This is a genomic window from Pseudomonas sp. MYb118, from assembly GCF_040947875.1.
Taxonomy (GTDB): Bacteria; Pseudomonadota; Gammaproteobacteria; order Pseudomonadales; family Pseudomonadaceae; genus Aquipseudomonas.
In genome coordinates, this window is sequence record NZ_JBFRXN010000002.1 from 1 (window position 1) to 23654 (window position 23654).

Annotated in this window: 17 protein-coding genes and 2 tRNA genes; 7 read left to right on the forward strand and 12 right to left on the reverse strand. The window is 62.6% G+C overall.

The features are described from left to right. Positions 1 to 127 precede the first annotated feature (127 nt). Both ABVN20_RS05790 and ABVN20_RS05795 read right to left on the reverse strand, forming a co-directional pair. A tRNA-Asp gene (locus ABVN20_RS05790) sits at positions 128 to 204 on the reverse strand. A 19-nt stretch (positions 205 to 223) separates the two neighbouring features. After that, positions 224 to 299 (reverse strand) — tRNA-Val (locus ABVN20_RS05795). Positions 300 to 459: 160 nt separating this feature from the next. On the opposite strand from ABVN20_RS05795, the gene rdgC reads away from it, so the two are divergent. The 3 genes from rdgC (at position 460) to sugE (ending at position 2949) form a co-directional block, all read left to right on the forward strand. Further along, positions 460 to 1380, forward strand: a complete 921-nt coding sequence (gene rdgC, locus ABVN20_RS05800; protein WP_368554575.1) for a recombination-associated protein RdgC — start codon at positions 460 to 462, stop codon at positions 1378 to 1380. A gap of 170 nt (positions 1381 to 1550) precedes the next feature. Continuing rightward, positions 1551 to 2516, forward strand: a complete 966-nt coding sequence (locus tag ABVN20_RS05805; RefSeq protein WP_368554576.1) for a bile acid:sodium symporter family protein — start codon at positions 1551 to 1553, stop codon at positions 2514 to 2516. 118 nt (positions 2517 to 2634) lie between these two features. Beyond that, a complete protein-coding gene (sugE, locus tag ABVN20_RS05810) occupies positions 2635 to 2949 on the forward strand; it encodes a quaternary ammonium compound efflux SMR transporter SugE (protein WP_368554577.1) in 315 nt (104 codons plus the stop codon). A 158-nt stretch (positions 2950 to 3107) separates the two neighbouring features. Here sugE and ABVN20_RS05815 read toward each other — a convergent pair whose 3' ends face one another. After that, a complete protein-coding gene (locus tag ABVN20_RS05815) occupies positions 3108 to 3902 on the reverse strand; it encodes a TenA family transcriptional regulator (protein ID WP_368554578.1) in 795 nt (264 codons plus the stop codon). 46 nt (positions 3903 to 3948) lie between these two features. After that, complete coding sequence (locus ABVN20_RS05820) at positions 3949 to 6408, reverse strand: EAL domain-containing protein (RefSeq protein ID WP_368554579.1); 2460 nt, start codon at positions 6406 to 6408, stop codon at positions 3949 to 3951. Between the two features lie 193 nt (positions 6409 to 6601). Here ABVN20_RS05820 and ABVN20_RS05825 point away from each other — a divergent pair, with 193 nt between their 5' ends. Next, positions 6602 to 10738, forward strand: coding sequence for a hypothetical protein (locus ABVN20_RS05825; RefSeq protein WP_368554580.1), 4137 nt, complete (start codon positions 6602 to 6604; stop codon positions 10736 to 10738). A gap of 1 nt (position 10739) precedes the next feature. On the opposite strand, the gene ABVN20_RS05830 is transcribed toward ABVN20_RS05825, so the two are convergent. The 5 genes from ABVN20_RS05830 to ABVN20_RS05850 all read right to left on the reverse strand — a co-directional run bounded on the left by ABVN20_RS05830 (position 10740) and on the right by ABVN20_RS05850 (position 15067). Further along, entirely contained in the window at positions 10740 to 12557 is a 1818-nt protein-coding gene (locus tag ABVN20_RS05830; RefSeq protein ID WP_368554581.1) for an ABC transporter ATP-binding protein, read from the reverse strand. Next, a complete protein-coding gene (locus ABVN20_RS05835) occupies positions 12550 to 13188 on the reverse strand; it encodes a DsbA family protein (protein WP_368554582.1) in 639 nt (212 codons plus the stop codon). The genes ABVN20_RS05830 and ABVN20_RS05835 overlap by 8 nt, the downstream gene beginning before the upstream one ends. Before the next feature lie 3 nt (positions 13189 to 13191). Then, positions 13192 to 14133 carry a rhodanese-related sulfurtransferase gene (locus tag ABVN20_RS05840; RefSeq protein ID WP_368554583.1) on the reverse strand — a complete coding sequence of 314 codons (942 nt, stop codon included), beginning with the start codon at positions 14131 to 14133 and terminating at the stop codon, positions 13192 to 13194. A gap of 99 nt (positions 14134 to 14232) precedes the next feature. After that, positions 14233 to 14532 carry a BolA family protein gene (locus ABVN20_RS05845; RefSeq protein ID WP_368554584.1) on the reverse strand — a complete coding sequence of 100 codons (300 nt, stop codon included), beginning with the start codon at positions 14530 to 14532 and terminating at the stop codon, positions 14233 to 14235. Positions 14533 to 14545: 13 nt separating this feature from the next. After that, positions 14546 to 15067 (reverse strand): DUF2059 domain-containing protein, encoded by a 522-nt coding sequence (locus tag ABVN20_RS05850; protein ID WP_192306129.1) that lies wholly within the window; start codon positions 15065 to 15067, stop codon positions 14546 to 14548. Positions 15068 to 15259: 192 nt separating this feature from the next. On the opposite strand from ABVN20_RS05850, the gene ABVN20_RS05855 reads away from it, so the two are divergent. Next, positions 15260 to 16654, forward strand: a complete 1395-nt coding sequence (locus ABVN20_RS05855; protein ID WP_368554585.1) for a class II fumarate hydratase — start codon at positions 15260 to 15262, stop codon at positions 16652 to 16654. A gap of 129 nt (positions 16655 to 16783) precedes the next feature. Here the strand turns inward: ABVN20_RS05855 and ABVN20_RS05860 are convergent, their stop codons facing one another. Next, the gene (locus tag ABVN20_RS05860) at positions 16784 to 17743 is read right to left on the reverse strand and encodes a DMT family transporter (RefSeq protein WP_368554586.1); all 960 of its coding nucleotides are present in this window, start codon (positions 17741 to 17743) and stop codon (positions 16784 to 16786) included. A gap of 205 nt (positions 17744 to 17948) precedes the next feature. On the opposite strand from ABVN20_RS05860, the gene ABVN20_RS05865 reads away from it, so the two are divergent. Further along, positions 17949 to 18143 (forward strand): DUF6316 family protein, encoded by a 195-nt coding sequence (locus ABVN20_RS05865; RefSeq protein ID WP_368554587.1) that lies wholly within the window; start codon positions 17949 to 17951, stop codon positions 18141 to 18143. Between the two features lie 113 nt (positions 18144 to 18256). Here ABVN20_RS05865 and ABVN20_RS05870 read toward each other — a convergent pair whose 3' ends face one another. Continuing rightward, positions 18257 to 19441 (reverse strand): acetyl-CoA C-acyltransferase, encoded by a 1185-nt coding sequence (locus ABVN20_RS05870; protein ID WP_368554588.1) that lies wholly within the window; start codon positions 19439 to 19441, stop codon positions 18257 to 18259. A gap of 102 nt (positions 19442 to 19543) precedes the next feature. After that, positions 19544 to 21055, reverse strand: a complete 1512-nt coding sequence (gene pap, locus ABVN20_RS05875; RefSeq protein WP_368554589.1) for a polyphosphate:AMP phosphotransferase — start codon at positions 21053 to 21055, stop codon at positions 19544 to 19546. A gap of 615 nt (positions 21056 to 21670) precedes the next feature. Between pap and mnmC the strand changes: the two genes are divergently transcribed. Further along, positions 21671 to 23653 (forward strand): bifunctional tRNA (5-methylaminomethyl-2-thiouridine)(34)-methyltransferase MnmD/FAD-dependent 5-carboxymethylaminomethyl-2-thiouridine(34) oxidoreductase MnmC, encoded by a 1983-nt coding sequence (mnmC, locus tag ABVN20_RS05880; RefSeq protein ID WP_368554590.1) that lies wholly within the window; start codon positions 21671 to 21673, stop codon positions 23651 to 23653. Position 23654 lies beyond the last annotated feature (1 nt).

Consider the following 23654-nt stretch of genomic DNA (forward strand, 5'->3'; position numbering starts at 1 on the left):
AAAAAAATCAAAAAAACCTGAAAACCGGTGAAACCATGCGACCTGCACAAACAACAGACAGAAAAAAGCCCGCGTGAGCGGGCTTTTCTGTGGTGACCTGGCGTTCAGTGTTCCAGGTAACCGAATATGGCGCAGCGGACGGGACTCGAACCCGCGAGCCCCGGCGTGACAGGCCGGTATTCTAACCGACTGAACTACCGCTGCGCGTAACACTGGAAGCGAATGGTGGGTGATGACGGGATCGAACCGCCGACATTCTGCTTGTAAGGCAGACGCTCTCCCGGCTGAGCTAATCACCCTTCACTTTCGGTGTGGCGCGCATTCTACGGAGCACTCCCACCTCTGGCAAGCACTTTCTTAAATAATTTTTTCAGGCCTTCCAAAGGCTTAGAGAAGGGTTGGCCTATGGCGCCACGAAGAGAATAATGCCCCACTTTGTATAAAGGAGAGATTCGCCCCATGTGGTTCAAAAACCTGCTTATCTATCGCCTGACCCAAGATCTGCCTGTTGATGCCGAGGCGTTGGAAACTGCACTGGCCACCAAACTGGCGCGGCCCTGTGCAAGCCAGGAGTTGACCACCTACGGTTTCACCGCGCCGTTCGGCAAGGGTGAAGATGCGCCACTGGTGCATGTCAGCGGCGATTTCCTGCTGGTGTCCGCGCGCAAGGAAGAACGCATCCTGCCGGGCAGCGTCGTGCGTGACGCGGTAAAGGAAAAGGTCGAAGAGATCGAAGCGGCGCAAATGCGCAAGGTCTACAAAAAGGAACGCGACCAGATCAAGGATGAAATCATCCAGGCGTTTCTGCCGCGTGCCTTTATCCGTCGCTCGTCGACCTTCGCCGCCATCGCGCCGAAACAGGGCCTGATCCTGGTCAACTCGGCCAGCCCGAAACGCGCCGAAGACCTGCTGTCGACCCTGCGTGAAGTGATCGGCACCCTGCCGGTGCGCCCGCTGACCGTGAAGACCGCACCGACCGCGATCATGACCGAATGGGTCACCACCCAGGAGGCCGCTCCCGACTTCTTCGTGCTGGACGAATGCGAACTGCGCGACACCCACGAAGACGGCGGCATCGTGCGCTGCAAGCGCCAGGACCTGACCAGCGAAGAAATCCAGCTGCACCTGAGCACCGGCAAAGTGGTCACCCAGCTGTCGCTGGCCTGGCAGGACAAACTGTCTTTCGTCCTCGACGACAAGATGGTGGTCAAGCGCCTGAAGTTCGAAGACCTGCTGCAGGACCAGGCGGAACAGGACGGCGGCGACGAAGCCCTCGGCCAGCTGGACGCCAGCTTCACCCTGATGATGCTGACCTTCGGCGACTTCCTGCCGGCGCTGGTCGAGGCGTTGGGCGGTGAAGAGATGCCGCAGGGGATCTAACGGGATCTGGTGATTTTCTCCCCGAAATGATCGTTCCCACGCTCCGCGTGGGAATGCCTCCACGGACGCTCCGCGTTCGGCTTTGTAGGGACGCAGAGCGTCCCTGGCTGCATTCCCACGCAGAGCGTGGGAACGATCAGTGTCACTAAATAGATAATAAGGATCAGGCCATGCGTGCACTGGCTGCATTGAGTCGCTTTGTCGGCAACACCTTCGCTTACTGGGTACTGATTTTCGCCGTCGTGGCATTTCTGCAACCGGCGTGGTTCCTCAACCTCAAGGGCGCCATCGTGCCGTTGCTGGGGCTGGTGATGTTCGGCATGGGCCTGACCCTCAAACTCGAAGACTTCGCCGCCGTCGCTCGCCACCCGTGGCGCGTGGCCCTGGGCGTGGTCGCGCATTTCGTGATCATGCCCGGTGTGGCGTGGTTGCTCTGCCAGGTGTTTCACCTGCCGCCGGAGATCGCCGTCGGCGTGATCCTGGTCGGCTGCTGCCCGAGCGGCACCTCGTCGAACGTGATGACCTGGCTGGCTCGCGGTGACCTGGCACTGTCGGTGGCCATCGCCGCCGTCACCACCCTGCTCGCTCCCGTGCTGACCCCGGCGCTGATCTGGCTGCTGGCCTCGGCCTGGTTGCCGGTGTCGTTCATGGAGCTGTTCTGGTCGATCCTGCAAGTGGTGCTGCTGCCGATCGTGCTCGGTGTGGTTGCCCAGCGCCTGCTCGGTGACCGGGTCCGCCACGCGGTGGATGTGCTGCCGCTGGTGTCGGTGGTGAGCATCGTGATCATCGTCGCCGCCGTCGTTGCCGCCAGCCAGGCAAAAATCGCCGAGTCGGGCCTGCTGATCATGGCCGTGGTCATGCTGCACAACAGCTTCGGCTACCTGCTGGGTTACTTCACCGGACGCCTGTTCAAGCTGCCGCTGGCCCAGCGCAAGTCCCTGGCCCTGGAAGTCGGCATGCAGAACTCCGGCCTGGGCGCCGCACTGGCCAGTGCGCACTTCTCGCCTCTGGCGGCGGTGCCGAGCGCGTTGTTCAGCGTCTGGCACAATATTTCCGGGGCGCTGCTCTCGACGTATTTCCGCCGCATGAGCGACGAGCACGACGAAGACGGCGCGGCGCAACGGGTTACTGACTGACGCACCAACTTGATCCATGCACCAATGATGGGCACTATACTGCGCATCGCGGGGACGACCTCGCGGCTCGATCGAGTCATTAGCCTGGGGACGACCCCGTCAAAGATGGAGGTCTGTCATGTCCTGGATCATTCTGTTTTTCGCCGGCCTGTTCGAAGTGGGCTGGGCGGTGGGCCTGAAATACACCGACGGCTTCAGCCGCCCCCTGCCCACCGCCCTGACCATCGCGGCCATGGCCATCAGCCTTGGCCTGCTGGGCCTGGCCATGAAGGAATTGCCACTGGGCACCGCCTATGCGATCTGGACCGGTGTCGGTGCAGTCGGCACGGTCATCGCCGGGATCATTCTGTTCGGTGAGTCGATGGCGCTGTTCCGCCTGGCCAGCGTGGCGCTGATCATTGCCGGGTTGATCGGGTTGAAGCTCAGTACCTGAGTGAGCCCACAAAAAAAGCCCGCCCCTCTATCCATAGAGGGGCGGGCTTTTTTTTATGTCTGTAGGAGCGGGCTTGCCCGCGATTGCGGTGGGTCAGATACGACTATGTGACTGACACATCCTCATCGCGAGCAAGCTCGCTCCTACACACCTACAGGTCAGCTTTCGGCCAGCGCCATGCGCTCGCGGGCTACCGTGGTCTTTTCCGCATGCTCAAGCTGCATGCAGCGTTCCAGGAACAGGAACATGTAGTCATAGCTCTTGCACACCGCCTGGCGCAGTTCGGCCTGCAGGGACTTGCTCGGGTTCATGCCGGCCAGCGTGCAGATGATTTCCAGGGCTTCCCACGGGTGGGCATCGTCGTACTGGGCATGCATCTTCAGCCACTTCATGGCCCGCTTGCGGTCTTCCTCGGGGAAGGCCGCCGCATAGACGCCCGTGGAACAGACCAGCGCCGACCATTCACCGGTCGCGCCTTCGATGGCGTAGTTGGTCGCGGCAATGGCGACGATCAGCGAGTCCGCCGAGCTGGTGTGCCAGCACCAGTGGCTCAGGGCGTGCAGCTCGGGGGCCACCTGTTGCGCCTGCAAGTCTTCGAGGGAAACACCGTGCGCGCGGCTCCAGTGCACCCAGTAGTCGGCGTGGTTGAGTTCGACACGAATGTTGCGCATCAGCCAGCGCCGCGCCATGTCTTCGCCCGGGTGGCGGGCAAAGCGGGTCTTGGTCAGGTTCTGGGCCATGTAGAGCGCGAATTGTTCGACCACCGGCCAACCACCGATCAGGTAGTGGCGCATGGTCCTGGCGCTGAGCTTGTTATCGCGCATGCGCTTGTACAATTCGTGCTCGACTACCCGGCGTTTACTCTCGCTGCAATCCTGGATCAGTTTCTGCGCCCAGGCGGGATAACTTGCAGCTTCCATGAGGGGTCCGGTTCGGTTGAATGAGTCGATCACTGTCGGGTTCCTTTTGATTGTGATTGTTCAAGATCAGCGAGAGATTTCAACGGAACGTGCCAGGCGCCTTGAACAGCAAGGGTTGGGGCCTGGCGGGACGACTTTGCAGACTATCGCAGGTAAACAGATGCGGGCGCTCAATGACATACCCTTGAGCGTAATCCACCCCAATCTCCAGCAATGCCTGCTCGATCTGGGGCGTTTCAACAAACTCGGCAATCGTACGCTTACCCATGACATGGCCGATGTGATTGATCACCTCGACCATGGCGCGGTTAATCGGGTCGTCCAGCATATCCTTTACGAAACTCCCGTCGATCTTCAGGAAGTCTACAGGCAAATGTTTCAAGTACGCGAATGAGGACATTCCGGCACAAAAGTCATCAAGGGAAAAATGGCAACCTAACCCTTTGAGCTCGTTGATAAATCTGATCGCGCTACCCAGATTGGATATTGCGCTGGTTTCAGTGATTTCAAAACAAATCATTTCAGGCGGGATCGACCAGGTCCTGAACTGCTCTCGCAGGAAGTCCAGGAACGCCTCATCACCGATGGTGCTGCCTGACAGATTGATCGCACACATGGCCAGCGGCCCCTCATGTCGCTCGGCGATGCACTGGGCGATGATCTTGAACACGTTGTGCACGACCCAGCGGTCCAGCGAGGTCATCAGGCCATAGCGCTCTGCCGCCGGAATGAAACTGTCCGGCAGAATCATGCGCCCCGCCTCATCGTGCAGGCGCAAGAGGATTTCAATGTGGCCGCTGCCCTGCTCGGCCTGCCCCAGCGCGGCGATTTCCTGGGCGTACAGGCAGAAGCGGTCTTCCTCCAGCGCCATGTGCAGACGTTGCACCCAGGCCATCTCACCGAACCGCAGAGACAGCTCCGAGTCGTCGGCGTGATACACCTGAACCCGGTTGCGGCCTTTTTCCTTGGCCATGTAGCACGCCATGTCGGCGGCACGCAGGGAGGTTTCGAGGGTGGTCGGGTGATGATTGACATGCACCAGCCCGACACTGACGGTGGTGACGAACGGTCGGCCCTTCCACACGAAATGCAGGTTCTGCACAGTCTGGCGCAGGCTTTCGGCAATCTTCTCCGCCGCTTCCGGCGCGCAATTTTCCAGCAGGATGCCGAACTCGTCGCCGCCCAGCCGGGCCAGTGTATCGCCTTCGCGCAAACCCGATTGCAGCAACGCGCAGATATGGCGCAGCAACTCGTCCCCCGCCGCATGGCCGCAGGTGTCGTTGACCAGCTTGAACTGATCGAGGTCGAGGAACATCAGCGCATGGCGCCCCGGCTGCCGCGTCAGGCTATGCAGCACCTGTTCCAGGCGGTATTCGAATTCACGGCGATTGGCCAGGCCGGTCAAGGCGTCATGGGTCGCCTGCCAGGAAAGGTTGGCGATGTACTGCCGCTCCTGGGTCATGTCGTGCAACACCAGCACGGTGCCGCTGACTTTGCCGGCATTGCTGATCGGTGCGCCCACCAGGGTGACCGACACCGTACTGCCGTCCAGGCGCTGGATCAGCTTGGAATGTTCGCTGCCGCCGGTGAGCTGGCCGCTCTGGATGCGTTCGATCAGGGTAAAGCCTTCGGCCTGGGCGTTCTCGTCCAGCACATTGAACAGCGCTGCCAGGGGCAGGCCGGTCGCCTGCTCGGCTTTCCAGTGAGTCAGCGCTTCGGCCGCCGGGTTCATGTAGGTAATGGCGCCCGTCACATCGGTGGTGATCACGCCGTCACCGATTGATTGCAGGGTGATCTGCGCCCGGTCCTTCTCCAGTTGCAGGGCGTCGGCGAAGGCGTGGCGCTGCTTGAGCAGCTTGTGGGTGCGCATCAGGGCCAGGACGATCAGGCCCAGGGCGGTGGCCAGGTTGGTCACCAGCAACAGGCGAAGAATGACCCGCGAGCCCTCCCCCAGGGCATCGCTGAAGGCCTTGGCCGCCGGAGTCACTTCATCGTTGATGGCGAAAATCTGCGCTTTCCAGCGGCGGATATCGTCGTCGGTGGGCTGGCTGACCGTGATGTGCTGATGCATCTCCCTGGCCACCTCATCGAGCTTGACCAGATAGCCGTCCCCCACCGTCCACAGGTCGATGGCTTTTTCCAGGTAACTGAAATGGCGGAAGTTGAGGTACAGCCAGATCAGGCTGGACACGTCATCCGGGTGGTTGCCGCCCTTGAGGATCGCCACCCGCGCCGCCGGGATGTCCGGGGGCTGACGATCCAGCGCCACGCGCAACTCGTGCCCGCCCTGGGGCACGGCGATCGCGCTCTGGTACTTCTGGAAAATTGTCTCGTCGCGGCTGTCGGCGTAGAGGTTCAGGTAATAGATGGCGTCTTTCTGGCCCTTGGACCAGAGACTTTCACCCGCCACATAGCCGCGCACCGCAGACAGCACATAAAGGCTGACGCCACCCAACAGGGCTTGGAACAGCACAACGGCAATAAAGGGCCAAACGATGCCCAGCAACCGTGGCGTTCCGAGAGTCCGCGTTTGATTCATGAGGTCCCTTGTTTTTAGCACCGCTTGCTCGTCTTCCGGACGAAATCGCTTACGCAAGACTAGGGGGCGTTTGCGATTCCGGCAAGCGACGGATCAGTCGTATATATGTACCACCCGCACGCCTGGGCGAATCGTTGTACTGCACTCCCGGCTTTCTCCCATTCACGGGGAAAGCGTTGCCAAGGAGTGAGACATGCCGGCGACCACTTTTGCTGCATCCGACCTGAGTCACGAAGAAACGCGCGCCCGCCAGGCAGTGGGCCTGGATAGCGGCCCGGACATCAATGCCTTGCGGCCCAGGCCGTCCGCCCGCGACCGCCGACGGTACAAGGCGCTGCTGCGGGCGGGCACGCACTCGATGTCCATCGACAGCTACATGACCAAGAACGCCAATGCGCGAATGACCGAAACCGTGAAAAGCTTCCTGAACGGCGAGCCTTCGCTGACCCATCATCTGTTTACCGACGTACTCGATGCCGCGTCGGAAGAACAAGTACGCGCCACCCCAACGGTTTACCTGCAACGGATAATCGCATCGGAACCGGCGCAGGACCTGGCGGACCGCTTGCTGGGCAAGCTCAAATGGTACGGTGCGCGTGCCGGCGAACAGACCCCGGCGTCCGTGCGCCATCAACTGGTGTGCAAAGCCATCCACCTGCATCTGCACGCCTCGTCGCCCGGCGAGACACAGGAGCTCGCCGGCTTCGACTGGCAAGACCCGGCACACTGGGGCAAAAGCTACCCAACGCTGCTCGGGGATTTCGAACGACACCTGCTGCACAAACGGTGGGCCACCACGACCAAAGGCTCGATCGTCCTCGCGCACCTGCTGAAGAACTGGCTGTCCAGGGACTTTGCCGTAGGCGATATCCCGTCGGACCTGCGCTACAAGAGTTCGCTGGTGTGGGTGAATTTCATGCACGGCGTACTGCTGGCCGATGAGCTGGGCCTGGAGCGCTCCACACCGCTGTCCTTTCAACAGCTCATCGACCTGCCGCTACAACGCAGCGCCTCGGCCTCGGCGGCAGAGCTCGCCAGCATTGCCCGCCTGAGAATCAGCCCGGCCCTACAATGGGCGGCGTGCATGGGTGTCGTCGCCTCCAAGCCTGCCGCCGATTACAACGCGCAAGAAGTCGAACAGGCGCTGGCGATGCTGGAGTACCACAGCGACAGCCTGGGCAACGCCGTGCAGGCCATCGACGCAGCGCCCCCGGACCGACTGAAAATGGCCAAACGGATCAAGGACGAGCAGTTTGGGGCGCGCACGTTCGAATCGGACGGCGTCCGGTTGTTCTCCCTGGACCCGGCACTCAATCGGGGAGCCCGGGATGCTCCGCTGCTGAAACTGCCAGGCCTGGCGTTTCTCGACCTGTACCCCGACGGCCAGTTCGAGAAGGAAAAAAGATGGGGCGTGACCCAGGCCGATGGCAAGACGCCGACCGCCATGACCTTCAGGCTCGACGACCAGCGCCTGTGCCACCTTGAGCGCAAGGACCCGACTGGCGAATACCGAACGGTTTTCGGCGACGACCTGGCCAGGATCTCGGGTCAGGAGCTGCCGAACATCAACGACCTGTTCCAGGCCGACTTCGTGCACCATGTTGCATCCCTGCGCTCGGCCTACCAGGTCCTGATCACCAGCCTGCTCGCCTCGCTGCCCCAGGTTGAACGCCAGGCGCTGGAACTCGGTGATGTGCGGCTGCTGGGCTTGCGGCAGAAAAGCCGGAAGGACGGACAGACCGTCGACATCCGGGCCAGGAAGGGCTTTGTGCTCCAGGTGAACCACGAGCAAGCCATCAGCTACTTCGAGCTGATTCCCAGCGCCGGCTACATTCGCCGCCGCAGCGGCTTGCGGTTTTCGACGATCAACGGCGTCTATACCGAATTCCCCCTGCACGCCGCCATTCCCAACCAGACCTATGCGCCCGAACGCGACCTCAGCACATCCCTGCGCCTGGACTGGTCTGCTCATTGGCGTGGCACGGTGCCGGTCGAACGCGAATATTTCATCGGTTTCCTCGATGACAGGGGGCAGGTTCCGGCGATCCAGGTTCTGAGCGGTGTCATCGCGCTGCACGGGAAACTCAAAGCGATAGGCGACTTCGTGGCATCGAATCATCTATTCGTCGATGAACAGGACTTGCACCTCCAGGCCCGCGGCATGACGGCGTTCGACATCCACAGGGCCGAGCGTGAGCAACGTCGGGAAGCGCTGATGGCGATAGTCAAAGGGTTCGTGCCGTTCTGGGGCAGCCTTGACGACCTGTCGTCCAGGGATGCCCAGACCCAGGCCCTGGGTGCAGCCGGGCTGCTGCTGGACCTGGCGTCATTTCTGTTCCCCATCGGCAAATTCATCTCTGGCTCGGTGCGCCTGGCCAGGCTCGCCACTGGTGCGTCACGCATGGTCGCCAAGGCCAGCCTGCCCTCTTATTCGACCCTGACCCGCCAGTTGCTCGGCGCGACGCTGCAAAACCTCAACCCGCTGGACGGCCTGCCGTCACTGCTGAAATCGACACTGAGCGGCATCGGCAAAACGCTGCACACCGTCGGCAGCCTGGCCAGCAGAGGCGCGCGGGTAGTGATCGGGCAAACCGGCAGCTTTCGCCTGACCCACAACGTGCATCAGGTCATGGATCCCGGCCGCTGGAGAGCGCTGACGGACAGTGATGAACTGGTCACCCTCGACGGCATCAACGACGTGGTGGTGCGCAACAGCGGCACATCGAGCGGGAAACGCCGGCACCTTGTCGATCCGCTGACATCCCTGCCCTACGGCCCGCACCAACCCGACAATCGCCGCCACCTGGTACCCGGCCGTTCGACCTTGACGATGTTGCCAGCGAGAGAAACCCACGCCCTGGCGCAAGTCCCGACACAGGCTGCCGTCCGTGAGCTGTTCGAGGTCGATGGCAGCGTCACGCTGCTGATCGACGACTTCCCCTATCGCCTGGACGCCGGGCAACTGCGCCGTGCCGACCTGATCGACGACCCCAGCCCTTTCCAGGCCATGCCCTGTCGGCGGCCACGCATGGAGGCCGCGGATGCCGTCTGCAAAACCCGTTATGTCACCGGCACCGCAGCGGTGACGCCGAGCCTGGGCAGCCATGACCCCGACAAGGGTTTCGCCGAATGGTTTGGCGACATGGTCTACACCCCGGCCTTCCCCACCCGGCCGCTGTTGTTCAAAGCCCTGGGTAACTACAAGAAACTCGAGGCCAGCGTGCTGTTCCAGAAAGGCATCTACACCAGGCTCAAGGTGCAAATCCCCTACAGGAACCGGTTCGATACGTTCGAGACGGGCGCAATCATCGTCCCCGCCCTCGATGATTCGAAGCACTATGTCTTTACCCGCCTGGGGCCAGGGGACTTCTACGTCGCCGAACGCCTGCCGGGGCAGACCTTCACCGACCCGCTGACCCTGCACACGGCACACAGCCTGCCCGCCGGCCTGGCAGACGAGTTGAAGACCGTTTACACCGGCTCCCTGAACGCCAATAACATGGCCAGGATACATGGCGCCAGCGCCGTGGAACGGGCGATGAAAACCATGGACGAGATCGCCATTCCGATTGGTGGCCATGCGCACCCGCCCGAAGGCCTCAAGTGGCTCAAGGTCGATACCAGCCCTGGCGAAGCCGTGCTGTTCGACCACTCCACCCGCATGATCGTCACCCAACTGGCGAGCGGCGCGACGTCCTGGTCGCGCAGCCGTCATGCCTCGGACACCTTGCGCCAGAGAACCGCAGAAATCTTCGACACCCTGTTTACCGAGAAGACCATCGCCATCGAGCAAGGCAGTGATCTGAAAATCAACAAGGCCATGCAGGCCTTTCAAAAACTGCTGCCGCCCGAACTGCAAGCGCACAATCCGAGGAACATTGCGTTTGCCGACGTCGTCACGGCCGACGGCAAGCGCGAGGTCTATGTCAGCGTTTCCGGGGCTTTGGGCCTGACCGCAGAGCTGCCGCTGTTCAAGCCGCCGTTTCCCGCCGACGGGGTCATCGTCAACGGCACGAGGTACTTCAATGTCGACCACGGCCAGGCGTTCGCCCGCACCTCGTTGGATGTTTCCAGCGACGGCAAGCTGCTGGCCATTCCGCACACCATCAAGGACATCGAGCGCTACAAACCGGAGATGACCCGCCGGCCGACCTCCCTGGACAGCGAAGCCAAGCTGATCCGCACCCTCAGGGAGAAGTATCCGCAGAACAATTTGCTGGCCACGGTCGATGTGGCCACGACCATGCCACCGTGCAGCAGTTGCGCGGTGGTGATCAAGGAGTTCGGTTACGACGGCGCCAGCGACGCCCTGCAAGTGCTGTGGAAATGACTTACAACTGCTGCAAATGCCCGTAAAGCTTGGCGTACAAACCGCCATCGGCAATCAGTTGCTGATGGTCGCCATCTTCGGCAATCCGCCCGCCGTCGAACACCAGCACCCGGTCGGCTTGCTTCACTGCCGACAGACGGTGGGCGATGATCAGCGTGGTGCGCTGGCTGAGAAAGCGCGCCAGCGCCTGGTGCAGGTTGTATTCGGTGGCGGCATCCAGCGCCGAGGTGGCCTCGTCGAGGATCACCACCTTGGGCTCGGCCAAGACCATGCGCGCGATCGCCAGGCGCTGGCGTTGACCGCCGGACAAACGCACGCCGGAACGCCCGACGACGCTGTCCAGGCCATTGGGCAGTTCGCGGATGGTGGCGTGCAACTGGGCAATTTCCAGGGCCTGCCAGCAAGCTTCGTCACTGCGTTCGCGGCCCATGGTCAGGTTGGCGCGCACGGTGTCGTTGAACAGCGCCGGGTGTTGCAGGACCACCGCAACGTTTTCCCGCACGGTTTCCAGGCCGATCTCCTGCTGGGTCGAACCGCCGAAACGGATCGTCCCGGCCAGCGGCGTGTACAAGCCCAGCAGCAACTGCACCAGGGTGCTCTTGCCGCCGCCGCTGGCACCGACGATCGCGACCTTTTCCCCAGGGGCGATCGACAGGTTCATCTGGTTCAGCACCAGTTCGTCGCCATAACCGAAGCTCAGGCCCTGCACTTCAATGCCCACGGTATCGCGACCGTTGAACGGATCGACGCCGCCCGGATACTCCGGTTCATCGGCCCTGGCCAGCAATTCGTTGATCCGCGACAGCGCACCGCCGGCCGCGTAATAGGCGTATTGCAGGTTGAGCAGTTGCTCCACTGGCCCGATCATGAACCACAGGTAGCTGAACACCGCGAGCATCTGGCCGATGGACAGGTCGGAAAACAGCACGGTGAGCATGGCCGCGGCGCGGAAAATGTCGATGCCGAACTGGAACAACAGGCCACTGGCGCGGTTCGAGGCGTCGGTTTTCCACTGCGAGTTCACGGCGTAGTCGCGCACCTCGCGCGCCCGCTGGCCGAGGCGCCCGAGGAAGAAGCCCTGGCGGTTGCCGGCGCGCACTTCCTGGATGGCATCAAGGGTTTCGGTCAGCGCCTGGGTGAAACGCGAGGTGCTGTCGTTCTCGAGTTTCTTCAGGTGTTTGACCCGCTTGCCCAACAGCACCGTGGCGTAGATCACCAGCGGGTTGAACAGCATGATCAACAGCGCCAGCTTCCAGTGCATCCAGATCAGGATGCTCGCGGTGCCGACCAGCGTCAGCATGGCCACCAGGAAACGGCTGAGGGTTTCGCCGACGAATTTGTCCAGGGTGTCGAGGTCGGTCACCAGGTGCGTGGTCACCGTGCCACTGCCCAGGCTTTCGTATTCACCGAGGGAGATGCGCTTGAGCCGCTCGATCAGGCGCGTGCGAATGCGGTAGACGATGTCCTTGGCCAGCGCCGCGAACAACTTGGCCTGCACCACGTTGAACAGCAGCGCCGAACAACGCAGCAACAAGGTCACCAGCAGCATCAGGCCGATGTACCCCGCCGCTTTCTGCCAAGGGCCCGGCAGCACGTGGTTCATCACCTTCAGCGCCGAATCGCCGTGGCCCAGCAGCACTTCATCCACCAGCAACGGCAACAACAGGGGAATCGGCACGCTGCACAGGGTCGCCAGGACGGCGACGCCATTGGCGATCCACAGGGCTTTTTTATGTTGCAGGGCCAGGCGGCGGATTTCCGCCCAGCTCAGTCGATCGGCACGCTTGCGAACAGGTGATTCGTCCTGCAGGTCAGGCACAGGCAGCACGCTCCAGCCAGCGCCCGAGCAACGGTGACAGCACGTTCAACGGCTGATAGCCGTTGGTCAGCAGGGCCAACTGGCCATCACGCTCGGCCAGCAAGGTGGGGAACCCGGCGATGCCGAGGTCCTGCACCCAGGTGAAATCCGCCGCCGTTGCGGTGTGCATGTCGGCGCGGTCGAAGGCCGCCGCGAACTCGATGCGCGGCACGCCGGCCTGCTCGGCCAGCTCCACCAGTACGCTGGCGTGGGTGACGTCGCGACCTTGCACATAAAACGCGTTCTGGATCAGGCCCAGCAGTTTCCACGCGCAATCCGGTGCCAGGCTGCGCGCGGTGACCAGCGCGCGGCAGGCAGGCTCGGTGTCGTAGACAAAACCTTCGGGCAGCGCGCCCTCGGTCTTGAACGGTTGGCCGGTGGCCTCGGTCACCGCCTGCCAATGCTCAAGGATGTAGCGCCGGGTGCTCGGCTCCAGCGCCGAACCGCTGCCGGTGCGCAAACCGCCGACCACCAGGTGCACATCCACACCCGCTGCCTGCGCCTGCTCCACCAACGCATTGGCCACTGGCGCGAAACCCCAGCACCAGGAACACATCGGGTCCATTACATACAGCAGGCGGCGTGCAGACATGGATCAAGCCTCGGAAGGGGTTTGCTTGTAGTTGTAGCCGATCGGGTGCGGCAGGTTGCGGGCCTTGGCCAGTTCGATCTGCTTCTGCCGGTCGATCGCGCTGCGACGGGTCTTCTCGCTCAGGGTATCCCAGCAATGCGGGCAACTGATACCGGCCACATAATGCTCGGATGCGCGGTCTTCGACACTAACCGGAGTCCGGCAGGCGTGGCATTGATCGTAGTCACCTTCGCTGAGGTCATGACGCACGGTCACGCGGTTGTCGAACACGAAGCAGTCGCCCTGCCACTTGGTTTCTTCCTGCGGCACTTCTTCGAGGTACTTCAGGATGCCGCCCTTGAGGTGATAGACCTCGTCGAAACCCTCGCTGAGCATGTAGCTCGAAGCCTTCTCGCAGCGGATGCCACCGGTGCAGAACATCGCGACCTTCTTGTGCACGGCCGGGTCGAAGTTGGCTTTGATGTAGTCGGGAAATTCGCGAAAACTGGTGGTCTTCGGGTCGATAGCGCCTTCGAAGGTGCCGATCGACACTTCGTAGTCGTTGCGGGTATCAATCAGCAGAACTTCGGGGTCGCTGATCAGCGCGTTCCAGTCCTGCGGCTCGACGTAGGTGCCGACCTTCTTGTTCGGGTCCACGCCTTCGACACCCAAAGTGACGATTTCTTTTTTCAGCTTGACCTTGGTGCGATAGAACGGCTGCTCGTCGCAGTACGATTCCTTGTGGTCGATATCGACCATGCGCGGATCATTCTTGAGCCAGGCCAGCAGGCCATCAATGCCTTCGCGGCTCCCGGAAACGGTGCCGTTGATGCCTTCTTCGGCGATCAGCAGGGTGCCCTTGATGCCGTTGTCGACCATGGCCTGCAGCAGCGGCTCGCGCAGGTCGACGTAGTTTTCCAGGGTGACGAACTTATACAGTGCCGCCACGACAATCGGTTGTGTCATGGGTGATTCTCCAGGTGGCTACCCTCGTAAGGGGTGAACCGGATTCAAAAAAAACGCGCCCTGGTGGGCGCGTTGCGGATTCTAGCAAAAAACCTGTGGTTAATGCTTGCTGCCGCCGGCACAGGTCGGCGAAGCCGGGGCCGCGCCGATCTCTGCCCATTCCTGCGGGGTGTAGGTGTGCAGCGCCAACGCATGGAACTCGCCCATCAGCTCGCCGAGCGTGCCGTAGACCTTCTGGTGGCGCTTGACGCGGTTGAGCCCTTCGAACTGCTGGCTGACCACCACCGCCTTGTAGTGGGTTTGTGTCCCACGGCTGTGCATGTGGCTTTCATCCAGCACTTGCAGGTGCTCAGGCTGGAGCAGCGCCAGCGTCGATTCAATGCGTTGTTGCATGGTCATACCGGGGCTCCGCTCAAGGCTTTTTCTTGGCAGGAGCGGCAGCCTTCGGCTCAAGCTCGGCGGTCATGTCTGCCAGCAGCTTGTTGACCACCGGCACCGCGCTTTCCAGCTTGGCCTGGGTCATCTGGGCCGATTGCTGGGTCAGTTGCGGCATTTTTTCCAGGACTTTCTTGCCCAGTGGCGACTGGTAGAACGCGACCAGATCCTTCAGCTCGGACTCGCTGAAGTTGGTGGTATAGAGCTTGACCATGTCGGGCTTGAGCTTATTCCAGCCAATGGCCTGGTCCAGCGCGGCGTTGGCCTTGGCCTGGTAGGTTTCCAGCAAGGCTTTCTTCGACTCGGGCGCCTTGGTCTGGGCGAAGCGCTGAGCGAACATCTGCTGCACTTGCATGTACACCGGAGTGCCCAACTTATCGGCATGTGCCAGGGTCAGGAAAGCCTCGGCACTGGCGTTGTGGCTGGCGGTATCGGCAAAGACAGGGCCGCTGGCGCAAACCAGTGCAACCGCGGTACAGATGGCACGAAGACGAGTCATCGAGTTTCCTTTTCTAGCAGGCGAGGTATAACCCCAAGGGCGACCATTCTGCGCCTAAAAAAGTGTGTCACTCAACCCCAACCCTTGCCGCGCTTGATTTAGAGGGGTTGAATGGTCGAAAACCAGACCGATGGAACCACGGCCGGCATGCACGGCCTAAATTGCGCAATTGGACCTACAGGAGTGTGCACGATGAGCCGTATCGAAACCGACAGCCTTGGCCAGGTTGAAGTCCCGGATGAAGCCTACTGGGGCGCTCAGACGCAACGCTCGCTGATCAACTTCGCCATCGGCGACGAACGCATGCCGCTGGCGGTGCTGCACGCACTGGCGCTGATCAAGAAAGCCGCGGCGCGGGTCAACGACCGCAACGGCGACCTGCCCGCCGACATCGCCCGCCTGATCGAACAGGCTGCCGACGAAGTGCTCGATGGCAACCACGACGACCAGTTTCCGCTGGTGGTCTGGCAGACCGGCAGTGGCACCCAGAGCAACATGAACGTCAACGAAGTGATCGCCGGGCGCGCCAACGAACTGGCCGGCAACCCCCGTGGCGGCAAGTCGCCGGTGCACCCCAACGATCACGTCAACCGCTCGCAGAGCTCCAACGACTGCTTCCCCACCGCCATGCACATCGCGGCCGCCCAGGCCGTGCAACACCAGTTGCTGCCGGCGATCAGCGAACTGTCGGGCGGGCTGGCGGAGTTGTCCGCGCGCCACATGAAGCTGGTCAAGACCGGGCGTACCCACATGATGGATGCCACGCCCATCACCTTTGGCCAGGAACTCTCGGGGTTCATCGCGCAACTGGACTACGCCGAGCGGGCGATCCGCAGCGCGCTGCCGGCGGTGTGTGAACTGGCCCAGGGCGGCACCGCGGTCGGCACCGGCCTGAACTCGCCGCACGGGTTCGCCGAAGCCGTCGCCGCCGAACTCGCGGCGCTGTCCGGCCTGCCGTTCGTCACCGCACCGAACAAGTTCGCCGCGCTGGCGGGTCACGAGCCACTGACCACCTTGTCCGGCGCGCTGAAGACCCTCGCCGTGACCCTGATGAAAATCGCCAACGACCTGCGCCTGCTGGGCTCGGGCCCGCGTGCCGGTTTTGCCGAGGTGAAACTGCCGGCCAACGAACCGGGCAGCTCGATCATGCCCGGCAAGGTCAACCCGACCCAGTGCGAAGCGCTGTCGATGCTGGCGTGCCAGGTGCTGGGCAACGACGTCGCCATCGGTTTCGCGGCGAGCCAGGGTCACCTGCAACTGAACGTGTTCAAACCGGTGATCATCCATAACCTGCTGCAGTCGATCCGACTGCTGGGCGATGGTTGCAGCAACTTCCAGCAGCATTGCATCGCGGGCCTTGAGCCGGATGCCGAGAAAATGGCCGAACACCTGGAGCGGGGCTTGATGCTGGTGACGGCGCTCAACCCGCATATCGGCTATGACAAGTCGGCAGAAATCGCCAAGAAGGCCTATGCCGAAGGGCTGACCCTGCGCGAAGCGGCGTTGCAGCTGGGGTATCTGACCGATGAAGAGTTCGATGCCTGGGTGCGGCCGGAGAATATGCTGGAGGCTGGGGCCAAGGGCTGAGTTTCTCGGCGCCTGTTACACCATCGCGAGCAGGCTCGCTCCCACAGGGTTCAGTGGTGTTCATACACATGGTGAATGCACTGAAAATACTGTGGGAGCGAGCCTGCTCGCGATGAACGATAACGCGGTCTAACCAGCCGCCACCCTCGCCCGCCGCGCCCGCAGCCCGGCAATCAACGACGGCCCCAACGCCACCAGCGCCGAACCCAGCACCACCAGCACCGCCCCGCCATACGCCAGGCCGTTGATCGTCTCGGCATGCACGAACTCAGGCCAGACCCAGGCCGCAATGGCCACCGCACCAAATGTCACCAGCGGCGTGATCGCCAGCGTCGCACTCACCCGCGAGGCTTCCCAATGGGCCAGCGCTTCGGCAAAGGCGCCGTAGGCAATCAGCGTGTTCATGCAGCAGGCCAGCAGCAACCAGCCTTGCAGCGGATTGAGTTGCAGCGCTTCCAGCGGATGCACCCACGGCGTCAGCAGCAGCCCGCAGAACAGGTAGATCACCATCATCACCTGCAACGAATTCCACACCGTGAGCAACTGCTTCTGGCCCAAGGCGTAGAACGTCCAGACCGTGGACGCCAGCAGCACCAGGAGCACACCAGCGGTGTAGTCGCTCAGCGAGGTCAGCAATTCAGTCAGGCGCTGGTTGAAAAACAAGCCGAAGCCCAGCAGCAACACCATCAGGCCAATGCCCTGGCCGAGGCTGAAACGTTCCTTGAACACAAACACGCTGGCGATCAGCAGCATGATCGGCCCCATCTGCACCACCAGTTGCGCGGTGCCGGGGCTCAGCAGGTTGAGGCCCATCAGGTACAGCACGTAGTTACCCACCAGGCCACACACCGCCATCAGCACCAGCCAGCCGCCACGCGGGCCGAGCACCTTGCGACTGGGCAGGCGCCGGGTGGCCGCCAGGTAAATGAACAGGCAACTGCCGGAGACCATCAGGCGAAACCAGGTGACGGTCACCGGGTCCATCACTTGCAGGACCTGTTTGAGCTTGATCGGCAGGATTCCCCACAACAGCGCGGTCAACAGGGCCAGGAACAGACCGTAAACCCAGCGACCGGATGAAATGTGCATGCGTACCTCAGGAGCCAGATGGCAGGAATGGTCATTCTAGGCGCAGCGGCACGTGGCACACAGAGACAGTTGGCGCCCCGGCGCAAATAAAACTGTGCGGGTCGCAACGATTTATTGGCGATAGCCGTTGATCGACTCGCCAGGCGCCGCAAGCCGTTCATGCATAAGCTTGAGTGAGCCAAACCACCTTCATCAGGAGACCGCCATGTACGGCATGCGCGCCCAGGACAACGCCCCTGCCATGCACTTTCGCAGCGACCGGGTCAGTCGGGTCAACGGGGAGTTGTACTTCAGCACCCGGGAAAACACCCTTGAAGGGCCGTTCGACAGCATGGAGAAGGCTGTGCAGGAGATCGAGGCTTATATTGGGCGGATGCAGGGTTCAGGTGCCCGGTCTTAGACCGGGGCGCCCCTATCGCGAGCAAGCTCGCTCCTACAGGGGATATGTGAACGACACAGATCCCATGTAGGAGCGAGCTTGCTCGCGATAGCTATCTAACAATCACCACAATCTCAACGCACCGCCTCGAATAACCCACTGGCCCCCATCCCGCCCCCCACGCACATGGTGACGATGCCGTAACGCAGGTTGCGCCGCTGCAACTCGCGCACCAGGTGCCCGACCTGACGCGAGCCGGTCATGCCGAACGGGTGGCCGATGGAGATCGAGCCGCCGTTGACGTTGTACTTCTCGTTGTCGATGCCCAGCCGGTCGCGGCTGTACAGGCATTGCGAGGCGAACGCTTCGTTGAGTTCCCACAGGTCGATGTCGGCGATCTGCAAGCCCTTGGCCTTGAGCAGTTTGGGCACCGAGAACACCGGGCCGATGCCCATTTCGTCGGGTTCGCAACCGGCCACGGTGAAACCGCGGAAGAACGCCTTGGGCTTCAAACCCAGCGCCAGAGCCTTTTCCAGGCTCATCACTAGGGTCATCGAGGCACCGTCGGACAACTGCGAGGAGTTGCCCGCCGTGACCGAACCGTCTTCGGCGAACACCGGTTTCAAGCCGGCCAGGCTTTCCAGAGTGGTGTCCGGGCGATTGCAGTCGTCACGATCGACCACGCCGTCGAGGATCTGCACTGCACCGGTGTTCTTGTCCTCCACGCGGTACTTCACCGCCATTGGCACGATTTCGTCATCGAACAGGCCGGCGGCCTGCGCCTGGGCGGTGCGCTGCTGGCTTTGCAGGGCATACAGATCCTGGGCTTCGCGGCTGACGCTGTAGCGACGGGCGACCACTTCGGCGGTCTGGCCCATGGGGAAGTAGATGCCCGGCACCTGCTCCTTGAGCAGCGGGTTGATCAGGTTGTCGGTGTTGACGCTTTTCATCGTCAGGCTGATGGACTCGACGCCACCGGCAACGATGATGTCGCTGCAGCCCGAGGCGATCTGGTTGGCGGCGATGGCGATCGCCTGCAACCCCGAGGAGCAGAAGCGGTTGAGGGTCATGCCGGCGGTGCCGGTGCCCAGGCGCGACAGCACGGCGACGTTGCGCCCGATGTTGTAGCCTTGGGCGCCTTCGTTGGAGCCGGCGCCGACGATGCAATCCTCGACACTGGCCGGGTCGATGCCGTTGCGCGTCAGCAGGGCATTGACGCAATGGGCCGCCATGTCGTCCGGACGGGTCTGGTTGAACTTGCCGCGAAAGGACTTGGCCAGGCCGGTCCGTACGCTGTCGACGATCACCACTTCACGCATGGCATACCTCATTGTTGTTGTCGGTTGAGAGTGGACCGAGCATAAGTCCAGCCCCTCTTCGCCCGCGACAATCATTCACCCGGCGTATGCGTGACCATCGGGTTACTTGTCTTTTTTCCCGTGTCTGTCAGACCTTTCGAACGCCGCTTCCAGGGCTTCGTTGAGGGTGCGCAACACCTTGACCCGAGCCCAGCGCTTGTCGTTGGCTTCCACCAGGGTCCAGTTGGAAATCTCGGTGCTGGTACGATCGACCATATCGCCCACGGCTGCGCGGTAGTCGTCCCACTTCTCGCGATTGCGCCAGTCGTCCTCGGTGATCTTGAAGCGCTTGAACGGGGTGTGCTCGCGCTCCTCGAAACGCTCCATTTGCGTGTCCTTGTCGATGGCCAGCCAGAACTTGACCACCACCACGCCGGCATCGGCGAGCTGCTCTTCGAAGTCGTTGATTTCGCCGTAGGCGCGCAGCCAGTCGGCCGGGCTGCAAAACCCTTCGATGCGTTCCACCAGCACCCGGCCATACCAGGAGCGGTCGAACACGGTGAATTTGTTGCGCGCCGGGATCTGCCGCCAGAAGCGCCACAGGTACGGATGCTGGCGTTCCTCTTCATTGGGCGCGGCGATGGGCACGATGCTGTACTGACGCGGATCGAGCGCCGCCGCCACCCGGCGGATCGCACCGCCCTTGCCTGCCGCATCGTTGCCTTCGAACACCGCCACCAGCGCGTGGCGACGCATGCGCTTGTCACGCATCAGGCCGGAGAGTCGCGCCTGTTCGGTGATCAACTGCTCTTCGTAATCGTCCTTTTCCAAGCGGCGGGTCAGGTCGAGGCTGTCGAGCAGGCTCACCTGGTCGACGCTGCTGGCGAAGGGGGCGGCGCTGACTTTGTCCGGGTGAATGTCGGGGCGTTGCAGGGCGCTTTGCAGGCCCTTGAGCAGGATCTTGCCCACCGCCAGGCTGCGGTAGCGCGGGTCCATGCCGGCGATCACGTGCCAGGGTGCGTAGTCGCGACTGGTGCGGCGCAGAATGCGTTCGCCGTATTTGACGAACTTGTCGTAGGTCTCCGATTGCTGCCAGTCCAGCGGGCTGATGCGCCAGCTGTGCAGCGGATCGTCCGCCAGCGACTTGAGCCGCGCCTTCATCTGCTTCTTGGACAGGTGGAACCAGAACTTGAAGATCAGCGCGCCTTCGTCGCAGAGCATTTTCTCCAGGCGCTCGGCGCCGTTGATCGCCTGGTCGAGTCGCGGGTCCTTGAACTCGCCATGGACCCGGCCCTGCAACATCTGGCTGTACCAGTTACCGAAAAAGATGCCCATGCGCCCCTTGGCCGGCAGCATCCGCCAGTAGCGCCAGGCCGGTGGGCGCGCCAGTTCTTCATCGGTCTGCTGGTCGAAGGTGCGCACCTCGATCAGGCGCGGGTCCATCCATTCGTTGAGCAACTTCACCGTCTCGCCCTTGCCGGCGCCTTCGATGCCGTTGATCAGGATGATCACCGGGAAGCGCTTCTGCTGCTGAAGTTCGAACTGCGCCTCGAGCAGGGCTTCGCGCAGCACCGGCACTTCGGCGTCGTAGGTTTCTTTGTCGATGACGTGACCGATTTCGGCAGATTCGAACATGGACCGCTCCCATTGAAGATTGCACAAGCCTAGCGGAAAAACCCGTAGCTATCAGGACCTCGGTCAACTGTAGGAGCGAGCTTGCTCGCGATAAATGCCAAAACACCGCGGAGTGTCAGGCAGCCAGCGTCATCGTTCACGACCATCGCGGGCAAGCCCGCTCCCACAAAGGGCAGTGAAAATCCTGTAGGAGCGAGCTTGCTCGCGATGAACGCCAGGACACCGCGGGGTATCAGGCAGCCAGTGTTAGCGTTGACCTCCATCGCGAGCAAGCTCGCTCCTACAGGGGGCGGTGAAAATGCTGTGGGAGCGAGCATGCTCGCGATGGACGCCAGGACACCGCGGGGTGTCAGGCAGCCAGCGTTATCGTTCACGACCATCGCGAGCAAGCTCGCTCCTACAGAGGGCGGTGAAAATCCTGTGGGAGCGAGCCTGCTCGCGATGAGCGCCAGGACACCGCAGGGTGTCAGGCAGGCAGTGTTAGCGTTGACGACCATCGCGAGCAGGCTCGCTCCCACAGGGGTGAGGTGGTGTGCAGGGAATCGGGTTGCCCTGGATCATGGATCAACCTCTTCGATCAGCTAGAATGGCCCCCTAGCCGTGACCGAGCCTGCCATGAAACCTGTTCTGCCCCACGCCCAGCTCGACTGGGATGACCAAGGGCTCCCGCGTTCGCGGGTGTTCGATGATGTGTATTTCTCCGACCTGTCGGGGCTGGATGAAACCCGCTACGTGTTCCTCGAACAGAACGCCCTGCGCGAGCGTTTTGCCGCGTTGCCGGACGGTGGGCGGCTGGTGATTGGCGAGACCGGTTTTGGCACCGGTCTGAATTTCCTCTGTGCCTGGCAACTGTTCGAACAACAGGCGGTGGCCGGGGCGCGCCTGCACTTTGTCAGCGTCGAGAAATACCCGCTGAGCGCCGCCGACCTGCACCGGGCGCTGGCGTTGTGGCCGGAACTCAAGCCGTTCGCCGATCAGTTGCTCGCGCAGTACGTGGCGATTCATCCGGGCTTCCAGCGCCTGGTGCTGGCCGAAGGGCGCGTGACCCTGACCCTGTTGATCGGCGATGCGCTGGATCAGCTGGCGCAACTGGACGCCCAGGTCGACGCCTGGTTCCTCGACGGTTTCGCCCCGGCGAAAAACCCGGACATGTGGACCGCCGAACTGTTCGTCGAACTGGCCCGGCTGGCCGCGCCCGACTCGACCATCAGCACCTTCACCAGCACCGGCTGGGTTCGTCGCCTGCTGAACGCGGCGGGCTTCAAGATGAAGCGCACCCCCGGCATCGGCCACAAGTGGGAAATCCTGCGTGGCGCTTTCCTCGGCTGGCCGCAGGAAGTGCCGGCGCCCGCCGTGGCCAAGCCCTGGTTTGCCCGCCCCCAACCGGTTGCCGGCGAACGTCGCGCCCTGGTGATCGGCGGTGGCATGGCCGGCTGTTCGACGGCCGCGAGCCTGGCGTCACGGGGCTGGCGGGTCACTGTGCTGGAGCGCCGCGATGCCCTGGCCCGGGAAGCTTCGGGCAATCCCCAGGGCGTGCTCTACCTCAAGCTGTCGGCCCACGGCACGGCGCTGTCCCAGTTGATTCTCAGCGGTTTCGGCTACACCCGGCGGGTGCTCGAACACCTGCACCGCGGCCTCGACTGGGATGGTTGCGGCGTGCTGCAACTGGCGTTCAACGCCAAGGAAGCCGAACGCCAGGCGCAACTCGCGCAGGCGTTTCCCCACGACTTGCTGCACACCCTGGATAAAGACCAGGCCGAGGCCCGCGCCGGCATCGGCCTGCCCAGCGGCGGGCTGTTTTTCCCCGAGGGCGGCTGGGCGCATCCACCGGCCTTGTGCCAATGGCAAGCGGCCCATCCGCAGATTCAAGTGCTGGCCCATCACGACGTGCTGCAACTGCGTCGCGAGCGAGGGCAGTGGCAAGCCTTCGACGGTGAGCAACTGTTGGCCGAAGCGCCCGTGGTGGTACTGGCCGGCGCTGCCGAAGTGCAACGATTCCCCTACAGCAGCCACCTGCCTCTCAAACGCATCCGTGGCCAGATCACCCGACTGCCGCAGACCGCTGAGAGCCAGGCCCTGAGCACCGTGGTCTGCGCCGAAGGTTACGTCGCCCCGGTACGCCAGGGCGAACACACCCTGGGCGCCAGTTTTGACTTCAACAGCCTGGACCTGGAACCGACCGCCGCAGAACACGCCGGCAATCTGAAGATGCTCGAAGAGATCTCGCCCGATCTGGTGACCCGCCTGCACGCCGACACCCTGCAACCGGAGGCGCTGCAGGGTCGCGCCGCATTCCGCTGTACCAGCCCCGATTACCTGCCGATCGTCGGGCCGCTGGCCGACGCCGACGCCTTCGCCGAGGTCTACAGCGCCCTGGGCAAGGACGCCCGGCAAGTGCCGGACGTGCCCTGCCCGTGGTTGGAGGGTCTGTACGTCAACAGCGGCCACGGCTCCCGAGGCCTGGTCACCGCACCGCTGTCCGGCGAATTGCTCGCCGCGTGGATCGAGAATGAGCCGCTGCCCCTGCCCCGCGCCGTGGCCGAGGCCTGTCACCCTAACCGCTTCGCCTTGCGCCGGTTGATTCGCGGCAAGGCTTGAG